This window comes from Oleiphilus sp. HI0080 (assembly GCF_001635135.1).
On sequence record NZ_LWFU01000813.1, the window covers coordinates 1 to 11142 of the forward strand.

Annotated in this window: 11 protein-coding genes; 7 read left to right on the forward strand and 4 right to left on the reverse strand. The window is 48.5% G+C overall.

All coding sequences use genetic code 11. The annotated features are described in order from the left end of the window. Positions 1–151 precede the first annotated feature (151 nt). Positions 152–664, forward strand: coding sequence for a hypothetical protein (locus tag A3751_RS16575; RefSeq protein ID WP_156498311.1), 513 nt, complete (start codon positions 152–154; stop codon positions 662–664). A 9-nt stretch (positions 665–673) separates the two neighbouring features. On the opposite strand, the gene A3751_RS16580 is transcribed toward A3751_RS16575, so the two are convergent. Further along, a complete protein-coding gene (locus A3751_RS16580; RefSeq protein ID WP_068458042.1) occupies positions 674–1408 on the reverse strand; it encodes a DUF599 domain-containing protein in 735 nt (244 codons plus the stop codon). A gap of 166 nt (positions 1409–1574) precedes the next feature. Between A3751_RS16580 and A3751_RS16585 the strand changes: the two genes are divergently transcribed. Beyond that, on the forward strand, positions 1575–1985 hold the full coding sequence (locus tag A3751_RS16585; protein WP_068458044.1) for a nuclear transport factor 2 family protein: 411 nt from the start codon (positions 1575–1577) through the stop codon (positions 1983–1985). Here A3751_RS16585 and A3751_RS16590 read toward each other — a convergent pair. Further along, positions 1982–2890 carry a cation diffusion facilitator family transporter gene (locus A3751_RS16590; RefSeq protein WP_068458032.1) on the reverse strand — a complete coding sequence of 303 codons (909 nt, stop codon included), beginning with the start codon at positions 2888–2890 and terminating at the stop codon, positions 1982–1984. The two genes, A3751_RS16585 and A3751_RS16590, sit on opposite strands and share 4 nt — an antisense overlap. Before the next feature lie 105 nt (positions 2891–2995). Between A3751_RS16590 and A3751_RS16595 the strand changes: the two genes are divergently transcribed. From A3751_RS16595 to A3751_RS16605, 3 genes are all read left to right on the forward strand, one after another. Then, positions 2996–4057, forward strand: coding sequence for a PLP-dependent cysteine synthase family protein (locus A3751_RS16595; protein WP_068458034.1), 1062 nt, complete (start codon positions 2996–2998; stop codon positions 4055–4057). A gap of 115 nt (positions 4058–4172) precedes the next feature. Next, positions 4173–5732, forward strand: coding sequence for a DNA recombination protein RmuC (rmuC, locus tag A3751_RS16600; RefSeq protein WP_082863334.1), 1560 nt, complete (start codon positions 4173–4175; stop codon positions 5730–5732). Between the two features lie 71 nt (positions 5733–5803). Further along, a complete protein-coding gene (locus A3751_RS16605; RefSeq protein ID WP_156492557.1) occupies positions 5804–6166 on the forward strand; it encodes a hypothetical protein in 363 nt (120 codons plus the stop codon). 15 nt (positions 6167–6181) lie between these two features. Here the strand turns inward: A3751_RS16605 and A3751_RS16610 are convergent, their stop codons facing one another. Next, on the reverse strand, positions 6182–7045 hold the full coding sequence (locus tag A3751_RS16610; protein ID WP_156492558.1) for a hypothetical protein: 864 nt from the start codon (positions 7043–7045) through the stop codon (positions 6182–6184). 45 nt (positions 7046–7090) lie between these two features. After that, positions 7091–7762 carry an energy-coupling factor ABC transporter permease gene (locus A3751_RS16615; protein WP_068458039.1) on the reverse strand — a complete coding sequence of 224 codons (672 nt, stop codon included), beginning with the start codon at positions 7760–7762 and terminating at the stop codon, positions 7091–7093. Between the two features lie 197 nt (positions 7763–7959). Here A3751_RS16615 and A3751_RS16620 point away from each other — a divergent pair, with 197 nt between their 5' ends. Together A3751_RS16620 and A3751_RS16625 are read left to right on the forward strand one after the other, a co-directional pair. Continuing rightward, the gene (locus tag A3751_RS16620) at positions 7960–10305 is read left to right on the forward strand and encodes a type I secretion system permease/ATPase (RefSeq protein ID WP_304439044.1); all 2346 of its coding nucleotides are present in this window, start codon (positions 7960–7962) and stop codon (positions 10303–10305) included. Beyond that, positions 10302–11142 (forward strand): biotin/lipoyl-binding protein (locus A3751_RS16625; protein ID WP_156492559.1); only part of this gene is annotated, 841 nt, incomplete at its 3' end. The genes A3751_RS16620 and A3751_RS16625, both read left to right, overlap by 4 nt.

Below are 11142 nucleotides of genomic sequence, written 5' to 3' on the forward strand. Positions count from 1 at the left end.
TGAATCTTAACGCAGATTCGTGCACGGTTTAAAACAAATGCGCGCACGATGGACAACTTGCGCACAAATACGCACTTTGCATCTTGGTTTGGGTAAGCGCTTTGTGTACTCTTTTCACGCCTATAACTTTGCTTATAAGACTATTCGATTAATGGACTTTTCAAATCTCGTTTTACGACCCTTGATTTTCGTTTGTGCTTTTGCGCTTTCTAGCCTTGCGTTTGCTGAGCAAGATGAAACCCGAACTACGCCTGCTTGGGATTGGGATTTGTTTGACGGTGTTGGTTGGACGCCTCGTTACACCTACTTATATAAAGACAACGTCATCGGTATCGCGCACTACGCGGGTTTGTCTTATTTCAACAAAGAAGGTGCTCAAATGACAGGTGCCACTTTTCGCTACGGGCACGGGAGCAAAGGGCACAAGTATAATGTAGCTTATACAAATTCAACGTGGCATTGGGGGGTCGACTTTGGCTTTTCTTGGCATGTTCTTGATGCAGGAAACTTTACGATCCCAGATCCAAACGGCATTGAGCAGTTGGGGCTAGAGCTGAGTGTTCGATACCGAACTGTTTCGATCACGGCAACGCACACCGAGGGTTATTCTTGGGCCACCTTAGGCTTGAACCTGGAAGGTCTTCCTTTCCTTGAAGGTTGGTAAACACCTTGTTTACAAATCTGGCGTTCGTTTTAAATCAATGGTTTTACTCTGCATTAAGGTGCGCAAGGTCGACGATTTAAACTCACGTTGATACAGCACAAAGACGATGCTGGTTGCCGCCACCATAAAGAGAATCGGATTGATAAACCACGCTAATATGGAGATTGAGAAGTAATAGGTTCTTAGTCCCATATTGAAGTTATGTGCCGCCATCGACCCCATCTTCGCAAGCCGCTCTGCAAGCACCCGATGCTCTTTTGGTTTTTCTTCGCGCGAACACACCGGCGCTCCGCCAATCATCACTGTCACAAAGCCATACTGCCGCAAGCTCCAAGTGAATTTGAAGAAGGCGTATACGAAAACCACAATCAACAGTAGAAATTTCAGTTCCCATTCGGCACGTGTCGCTGGCATCACAAAGGGCAGATCTTCAAGCAGGCCTATCGCTTTGTCTGTTGAACCAAGGATTGTCAGTAAGCCCGCTAAAATCAGCATCGTCGTGGATGCAAAGAATGAAACGCTGCGCTCAAGATTGGCGATCGCGGTGTTATCTGCAACGCGAATCTCGCGCTCCAGCATCTCATTCATCCAGTCTAGGCGGGCCAGATACAAGAGACTCGCGAGGCAGGGCGTATCATGAACACGGCGTCGGGTATATGCGCTATACCCTTTGAAGCAAAGTAAAAACCAGCATACAGCGATAACATCCATCCATATGGAGGCAATAAATTCGGGTAAAGGCATAGCTTGCTTCGGCACCTGATGAAGTTTTAGTGTGTGTTCTTTTATACAGCATAGAACAGTCTAATTCAGCCATAGATCTGGAATAGCGATAAATGGCTTTGCTATAGTGCTTTATCTTTACAGTATAAAGACTGTTTTGACTTTAATGATCGATTCGGAGAAGAGCATGACTCAGGTTGAGAAGCACCCCGCGAGTGCGGTTGAGCACTGGCATAAGTTGTTAGCAAGCAGAGATCCTTCGGGCTTAAACACCTTGCTGGCGGATGATGTTGTGTTCTATTCCCCGGTGGTGCACACCCCTCAAAACGGCAAGCCCATTACGAGCATGTATCTATCGGCCGCGTTTGTGGTGTTCTTTAATGAGAGCTTTAAGTACGTGCGCGAAACCATCGCTGACGATCATGCCATTTTGGAGTTTCAAACAGTGGTCAATGGCATTGAGGTGAATGGTGTCGACATGATCAGTTGGAACGAGCAAGGCCAGATTACCGAGTTTAAAGTGATGGTCCGGCCGTTAAAGGCGATCCAAACCATTCATGAGATGATGAAGAGCATGCTTGAGAAAATGCGCGGCTAAGGCAGCTCATTCACGGCTTCTGTGTGTGGGTCTAAGTGGACCAATACATCGACATCATGAAACGCGTCTTCAATCTCCGCTTCTATTTGCTCTCCGATCTGGTGCGCTTTGCTCAGCGGTGTTGAGCCTTGCATGACCAGATGCATTTGAACGAACTTGGTCCGCCCTGATTGGCGTGTGCGCAAGTCGTGTACTTCGAGAATTTCCGCCGGGGCGTTGGCAATCGCCAGTATCTGCGTTTGCTCTTCTTCAGGAAGCTCTCTGTCTAGCAGATGGTGCATCGCCTCATCGCCAATATCCCACGCGGATTTCAAAATATAAATACCAATCGCGAGCGCGATAATTGGGTCTGCCTGCACGATACCCTGCTGATAAAGAACGAGCCCGATAAGTATGCCCGTGTTTGATAGTAAGTCGGACGCGTAATGCAGCGAGTCCGCTTTGATGGCAAGTGAGCCGGTCTTTTTCGCGACAAAGCGCTGAAAGGCAACCAGAACAAAGGTTAATAGAATCGAGATGCCGACCACGACACTGCCCACTTCGATAGAGCGAAGTTCGCTTGGATTCACCATGCGTTCAATCGAGTAGATAATCAGAAATAGGGCCGAACTAGAGATGAATAGCGCCTGCCCAAGCCCCGCCAAAGACTCTGCCTTACCATGTCCAAAGCGGTGTTCGTTATCGGCTGGCACCATGGCATAGCGAATCGCAAACATATTGATGAGCGAGGCAAGCAAGTCCAAAAGAGAGTCGACCAAAGAGGCAAGTACGCCAATCGAGCCGGTCGAAAACCAGGCGTAAATTTTCATCAGCAGCAATAGGATTGCGACGCACACAGAAGCCCAGCTTGCTAGCTTGATCAGTTTATTAAAGTGCGCTTGTTTGTCTGTGAGAACGTTTGCCATGGGAGCTTACTTAATTCGTTGAAAACATGGTGTATAGTACTTTGTTGGGCGCTACCTTCAAACTAAAGAGTGCCTAAATTACAAGAAGCGTTTGGAGGTTTTTATATGAGCTGGGTTCAGCAATCGATTAAATTGATCTTGGCCGAAATGCAGCGATCATCTGACACGCATTTGTTTCAGGTTCCGATGCCGGATAGTTATCAGGATATCCAGGTCTACATAAAAGACGAATCCACACATCCGACGGGTTCGCTCAAACACCGCTTAGCGCGCTCATTATTTTTGTATGCGTTGGCGAATGGATATGTCGGAGAAGACACCACCATCATTGAAGCTTCTTCAGGTAGTACAGCTGTTTCTGAGGCGTACTTTGCTCGGCTACTTGGTTTGCCCTTTATCGCGGTCATGCCCGACACCACCTCAAAGCATAAGCAAGCCCAAGTCGAGTTTTATGGCGGGCGCTGTCACCTAGTGAAAGGCAGTGAGATTTACTCCGAATCAGAACGCCTTGCCCGCGAGCTAAAGGGCTACTACATGGATCAGTTCACCAACGCGGAGCGCGCGACAGATTGGCGAGGCAATAACAATATTGCAGATTCGATTTTTCATCAGATGCGATGTGAGCCAAATCCCGAGCCAACATGGATTGTTATGAGCGCCGGAACAGGAGGCACATCAGCAACAATCGGGCGCTACATTAATTACAAAGGTGCAAACACCAAATTGTGCGTGGCGGATCCTGAGCATTCGGTGTTTTATGATTACTATCAAACCGGTGATGCAGGACTCACACATGATCGCGGTTCTGCAATTGAAGGTATTGGCCGTCCAAGAGTCGAGCCATCGTTCATACCTTCTGTCGTGCATCGGATGATGAAAATACCGGATGCGTCATCCTATGCTGCGATGCGACATTTGAGCGATTTACTGGGCTTAAGAGTAGGTGGTTCAACCGGAACCAATCTCTACGCAACCTATCAGCTTGCATCTGAAATGAAGTTGCAGGCCGAGCGCGGCTCGATCGTCACGATGTTATGTGATCGTGGGGATCGTTATCTCGATACCTACTATAACGACGAGTGGTTGCAGCAACATGGCTACCACCAAAGTATGCAGAGTGTTCGGCAGCAGCTGCAGACATTTTACCAGTCTGGGGTGTGGCAGTAGATTTTCGTTCCATGCGTTATTTGCTAAAGATAACCGAGATTAAAACCAGTACAATCTTGGTTATCGGTTGCCTCAATCTCGGACACTCCCTTTTCATTTAGGTTTGCTATCAGCTATGGATACGTTTTTTATTGCAGTGCTCGCTTCTTCTGTTTGTTTGTCTTTGTTGGTCGGATTTGTTCTGGCAAAGTTGAAGGCGTCAACTCAGCAAAAAGCCTTGGAACTGGAGCTAGCAGAAATAAAAACCCGCTATGAGCACGAGCGTGAAAGTCTCGAAGCGCTTCAGGCACGCATGGATGAGAGCCAGCTCCTGCTGCGTGAAGAGCTGACGGATCTTAAATCTGAACTGGCTCATTCTCGCGATCAGTCAAAACAGTTTGAAGTGCTCGCCGAGCAGCGCGCTCAGCAAGCGAAGGGTTTGCAGGAGCAGTGCGATAAATTGTCGCTTCACTTAGACGAAACCCGCGCGAGCTTGCGTGACACAGAGTCGAACTACGAGCGCCTGAATACCTCGATGGAAGAGCGAGAAGCGAGCCATAAGCGAGAACTTGAAACCTTCAATAAGCAAAAAGAAGAGCTCAAACTTCAGTTCCAGCAGCTTTCCAACGAGATTCTACAAAGCAACTCAAAAGCCCTTCAGGAAGCGAATAAAGAGAGCTTAAGTGCAACGATCAACCCCTTTAAAACCTCGATTGAAGAATTTAAAAAGAAGATTGATGACAACGTACACCGCGAGACTATGCAGCGCTCTGAGCTGAAAAAAGAGCTCGAGTCATTGAAAGAGCTTAACCTTAAAATGACCACCGAGGCGCACGAGCTTTCGACGGCACTGAAAGGTCAGAAAAAACTGCAAGGTAACTGGGGTGAGTTGGTGCTGGAGAATGTGCTTGAACGCTCTGGGTTGCAGCTGGGTAAAGACTATAAGCGTGAAGTGTCGTTCAATACGGAAGAGGGTCGTCAAAGACCTGATGCCGTTGTGTATTTGCCGCAAGACAAACATCTCATTATCGATGCCAAGGTATCACTCAATGCGTATACGCGCTTTGTGAATTCGGATGATGAGACCGAGCGCGCGCTTGCCCTAAAAGAACATGTTAGCTCGATGCGTGATCGAATAACCGAACTTGCTGATCGCGATTATTACAAGTTGCCGGGTATGAATTCTCCTGAAATTGTCTTTATGTTTGTGCCCATTGAATCGGCATTTGTTGAAGCATTGAAGGCCGATGAGTTGCTGTTTCAGGAAGCCATTGTCAATAATGTCTTGGTCGCCACGCCGACGACCTTGCTTACTAGTCTCAATATCGTCCGACAGCTATGGCGATATGAAGATCAAAACAAGCATACCGCTGAGCTTGCCAAAAAAGCCGATGGCGTATTCAAAAAGCTGAATACCTTTCTGTCGAGTTTTGAGGGAGTGAAAAAAGGTCTCGATCGAGCCCAAGAAGCCTACGTGAAGGCAGAAGGGCAGCTGGTGAGCGGGAAGGCCAACTTGGTGAAACAAGTGAGTGAATTTAAGAAGCTCGCGCCGGCTATTAAGGCCGAGTTGCCAGAGTATTTTACGGATAAAGCAGAGTTGGAAATTGATCTGGTATCCGACTCGGAAGAGCCATCTCTAGAGGCCTCTCTAAAGCCAGAGCAGCAAGAGCTATTGAAGATAGAGGCCGAGCAATAATGCTGCATCAAGCGGCTAGGCTTCGGGTTAGGGCACTGCGATGCCTCTGTATTTTGGTTTGTTTTTTACTGATGACTTCGTGTGCAAGCAGCTTAACGTCCAAGTCGGCCTTGCGATTCAACGGTATCGAAATTCTCAATCTTACCAATGATGATATTCGGAATATGCAGATTGAGGTAACTGAATTTCATCGTAAGTTTGCCTGCGGCATTATTCTCCATCGCTCAATGTGTATGAATGGTTTTCATGCGCGAGAACTCGAAGAAAACGATATTGTGATTACTTGGGAACAGCGGGGTCAACAACATAGCATTGGGCCTGTACGCGTCCAATCGCCGGCGCAATACGATCCAAATATCATCTATGTTGTGCAGTTTGCGCTTGGCACTAATCATCAAATGTCGGTGGCTTTTAAGCCCGCTCGTCACTTTTAGTTAGTTCTTACATTGTTAATCGAGCGGAAAGTTGAAGGTGATGTGCACGGCGCCGGGGCTTTTTTCAGAAAAACGATAACCTAGGCCGATGCGTTCTACATTCGCAACCGATGTTTCGATGGGGTCATCCAAGCCCCAGGTAAAGCCTGCCTCGTGAACCCACTCGTCTTGAAGCGGCGTGATATTGGTTTCTTCAAACTCGATGCCCACCATGTAAAAGTAACTGGTTAAGTACATCGTCATAAATGTCGATAAGCGGCCCGAACCGAAGCGCTCGGGAAACTTAAAATCACTACCAATTTGTAGAGAGCTAAAATTTTGCGAGCGGCTTTCTTTTCTTGAAAAGCCTGCGTGTTGAATCTTGCCGTAGATCAGTTGCTGTTCACCCCAAAAGCGCGTGTAGCGGAAAATGCTGGTGCCCACGGCAAAGGTCATGGCCCTGTTGTGCGTCGATAAGTCTTCGGAGTATCCGATATCAAAAAATGGTACGAGTTTCAGCTTTTTGCTATCCCAGTAGTCTTTTTCTAGGCCCAAGGCTACGGTGATGGTAGACGCATCTTCAAGAGGTCTGGTTTCTTCAATCTCATCATATGCAAAGTTAGCCAGACCCACTGATATGGGAATGCGCAAGTGAACGTCTTCCAAATAGTCAATGTCATCCCAATCCGGGTCGAATACCAATGGGATATTAAACACTGTGACATCATTGCCTGAAGAGCTATAAATACCCGAACCAAAGTAGGTTGAGAACGCAAAGTGCGGCGCGAGTTGTTCCTCTGCCTTGGCATTGTTCACCGGTACGCAAAGCGCAAACAGGGTTGCGAGTATGTATACAATGGGCATGGTTAAACGAGTAGACATGAAAGGCGACTGGGACATCCTTTCATCGTAACAATAACCTATTGATCGAGACCAGTTCTTCGCCTAAGAATGTTTGCCTAAATAGCGATTTTGATCGAAGAGTCGCACCCAGTGAGGATGATTAAAAATCAAGATGCTAATGATCATTCCGTTGATGGTGGCCTCGGGAAATGCGATGAGCGGAATAAAAATCCAAAACTCATTCGAGATGTGCTCAAAAGTATAAATGTCTAAAGTCCAGAGCATCAGGGTCATCACCAAACCGCTGGCAATGACCGATATGCCACCGCCTAGAAACGCCACGAGAAAAATAAACGAGAACGGATGCGTGGCGCTGCTGCGATCATGCAAACGCCAGACGGTGTAGTTTGTTAGTAATGGGACCATCACCGAGACGAGCATGTTAATGCCAAAGCCCTCGGGAGATTCTTGTCCAAGTATGATGGTGCCGATGATCGCCAGTGCGGCAACCCAAATCGCGAGTTGCCATCCCATTAGCAAGTGGACGGCGGTGATGAGAAAAAAGTGGATACCCAGCCCATCCGAAATGCCCGCGCGTAACGACCATGCAATCATTAAGGCAATAGTACAAAAACCGATGACATGCTGAACGCGGGTATCCTCGATGATCGCTCGCCAGTGAATAAAGAACAGAGCCAGAATCAAAGCGAGAATGGCGAGCGCATTGGCAAACCAGATCAAACCACTATCGAATAAATCGGCGCTTATATTCATTTACACACTCTCTTACCGCTCTTAATTTGTATACGGCCATTTTTTCGAAGTGTACCACCGCAGCGCCTTTCTGCTTGAAACAAACCGCCATCAGCGTATTTCCGCTGGGGAGAAAGTCCGTTACACTTTGCGCGTCAGAAATGACACTCAAACAAGGATGTTTGCAGTCAACGGATATGACTGCCTAGGAGACTACATTGCAAAAGGATTGCGATCACGGAGCGCGTTCGTCCGAACCAACCACCTCTGCCCAAATGGATAGTGGGCTTGAATGCCTACTGACACTGGCGCATTTTCACCAAATTTCTGCCAGTCATACCCAGTTAAAACATGCGTTCGGCTTGGGGGCTTGTGAAAAAGAGACCTTCGACACGCAAACGCTATTACGAGCAGCGGCTTCTTTATCGTTGAAAGCGAAATGTGTGCAGTTAAGCAAGCCGAGCCTAAAAGCGATAAGCGCTCTGCCGCTTCCCACCATCGTGCGAATGCAAAACGGACGCTATCAAGTGCTTGCGAGCGTGTCATCGTCGCAAGGCAACGTTTTACTGCAAGCCTATGATCTCGTTGGGCAGCCTGCTTCAACGATGACGATAGAGGAATTTTTGGAACACTGGAGCGGCGAGGCGATACTCATCACCAAGCGTGCATTGCTGCCCGGTTTATCGAGTAAGTTCGACATCTCCTGGTTTATCCCCGCCATCGTCAAGCATAAGCAGATTTTGTATCAGGTATTGTTGGCTTCGTTCTTTATTCAGCTCTTTGCCTTGATCACACCGCTGTTTTTTCAGGTTGTGATTGATAAGGTCTTGGCGCATCAGGGTCTCACGACGCTCGATGTGCTTTGTTTTGGCTTGTTGGTGATATCCCTGTTTGATGTGGTGCTCAATGGTTTGCGCAACTATGTGTTCAGCCATACCACGAATCGCGTCGACGTGACTCTCGGTGCGCAGCTGTTCAAGCACTTGCTGCATTTGCCGTTGGCATATTTTCAGAACCGTCAGGTCGGTACGACAGTCGCGCGTGTGCACGAGCTAAACACCATCCGCGAGTTTATAACTAGCTCAGCATTGACGCTGGTGATCGATCTTGGTTTTACCATCGTGTTCTTCGTTGTGCTTTGGTATTACAGCCCAACGCTCACTTGGATTGTGCTTGGCTCGTTGCCGTTTTATATCGTGTTATCGGCGTACATCACGCCTATTTTGCGTAAACGCTTGGACGAGAAGTTTCAACGCGGGGCAGCGAATCAGGCTTTTTTGGTGGAGTCGGTCTCTGGCGCAGAAACGCTCAAAGCGATGGCGGTAGAGCCGCAGATGCAGCGCAAGTGGGAGGAGCAACTCGCGGCGTACGTCAGCGCATCTTTCAAAGCCAATAACCTTGGCAATATTGCGAGCCAGTGTGCAGGTTTTATCAACAAAGTAGTGACTGTGTTGATCCTTTGGGTGGGCGCAAGCTTGGTGATTGCCGGCGCACTCACGGTTGGCCAGTTGATTGCGTTTAACATGATTGCAGGGCGCGTTAGTGCGCCGATTCTCAAGCTGGTACAGCTTTGGCAAGACTTCCAACAAGCCGGTATCTCGATCGAACGGCTAGGCGACATATTAAACTCGCCCACTGAGCCGGCGCACAATCCAAACCGCAGTACTTTGCCCGCGATTAACGGGGATGTGTGTTTTGATCAGGTCTGTTTTCGTTATGCGCCTGATCGTCCAGAGGTGTTAAAGGCGCTGTCACTCAATGTGCAAGCCGGAGAGGTGATCGGCATTGTTGGTCGCTCCGGATCGGGCAAAAGCACCCTTAGCAAGCTCATTCAGCGCTTGTATGTTCCAGAATCCGGTCGGGTTCTGGTTGATGGTGTTGATCTGGCTCAGGTCGATACCGCATGGCTGCGCCGGCAGGTGGGTGTGGTGCTGCAAGAAAGCCGCTTGTTCAATCGAACTGTCAAAGACAATATCGCCTTAGTTGACCCAAGCATGCCGATAGAGCGGGTAATTCAAGCTGCCAAATTGGCGGGTGCGCACGAGTTTATTCTTGAGTTACCCGAAGGTTACGACACCATGGTCGGCGAGCAAGGCGCATCATTATCAGGCGGACAAAAGCAGCGTATTGCGATTGCCCGCGCACTGATTACTAATCCCAAAATACTTATATTCGACGAGGCAACCAGTGCGCTCGACTATGAAAGCGAACGGGTGGTTCAGGACAATATGCGCCAGATCTGCCAAGGCCGAACGGTGTTCATCATTGCGCATCGGCTCTCCACTGTACGTGGTGCAGATCGCATTATTGTGGTCGATCAGGGAGGAATTGTTGAGAGCGGCGCGCATGACGAGCTCATTGATCAGAACGGCTATTACGCCAAGCTGCATCGTCATCAAAGTTATGTGCCCAACTTCAGAGAAGCGCCAAAGCAAGACGCCTTTCCCGGTTATTCGGCTAGCTTCTCGTCCAGTTCTTCGAGTGCTGCTCGCTCAGAAAGTCGTTCAGCTGAGGCAGTTAATAAGAGCAATGGCAATAAAAATAGCAGCGAGGTATCAGCATGAGCGCTTCTAAGTTTGCACAAAACGATCTAAACGCATTCTTGCCTGCGGCAATCGAAGTCGAGCAAACACCCAGCTCTCGCGCCGGTAGATTAATCATCTGGTTGATCATGTTCTTGTTTGTGGTGGCTGCGTGTTGGGCCTGGTTTGGAAAGGTCGATATTGTTGCTGTCGCACAAGGCAAGGTCATTCCAACTGAGTCAGTAAAACAAATCCAGTCTCTTGAAACGGCGCGCATCAAAGCAATTCACGTTAAAGAGGGCCAGCTCGTAGAGCAAGGCCAAGTGCTGATAGAGCTTGATGCTCAACTCGCGAAAGCCGAGTACGAAAGCCTCAAAGCGGAGCTGGCTGGTGTGCGCCAAAACCTGCAGCGTTTGGAGCTATTATCCGAGTTTCTTAGCTCAGCGAACATTGCCCCGGGGTCTGACCCCAATGCATTGGGGTCAGACCCCGCAGTAGAAGAATTGCCTCATCCACTATCCACGCAGCCACTATCCACTCAACCACTATCTACTCAACAACACGCGCAACTTCTACAAGAACAATCCGAAGTCGCCGCGCAGCTTGCGAACTTCCAAAACGAGCGTGTAAAACTGCAAATTGATCAAAGCATGACGCAAGGTGAAATCAAAAAGAAACAACGAGTCATACCCGTGATTCAGGAAAGGGTAGATGCGCTCGATACTCTGCGTAAGAAATCCTACGGCTCGAAACTTCAATATCTTGAACTCAAACAAGAACTCATCGAAGAGCAGCAAGATCTTGCCGTGCAACAAGCACGACTGAATCAGCTCAAGCAATCCGAGCAAAGCATCAGCACACAGCAAACGCTCTATCTCG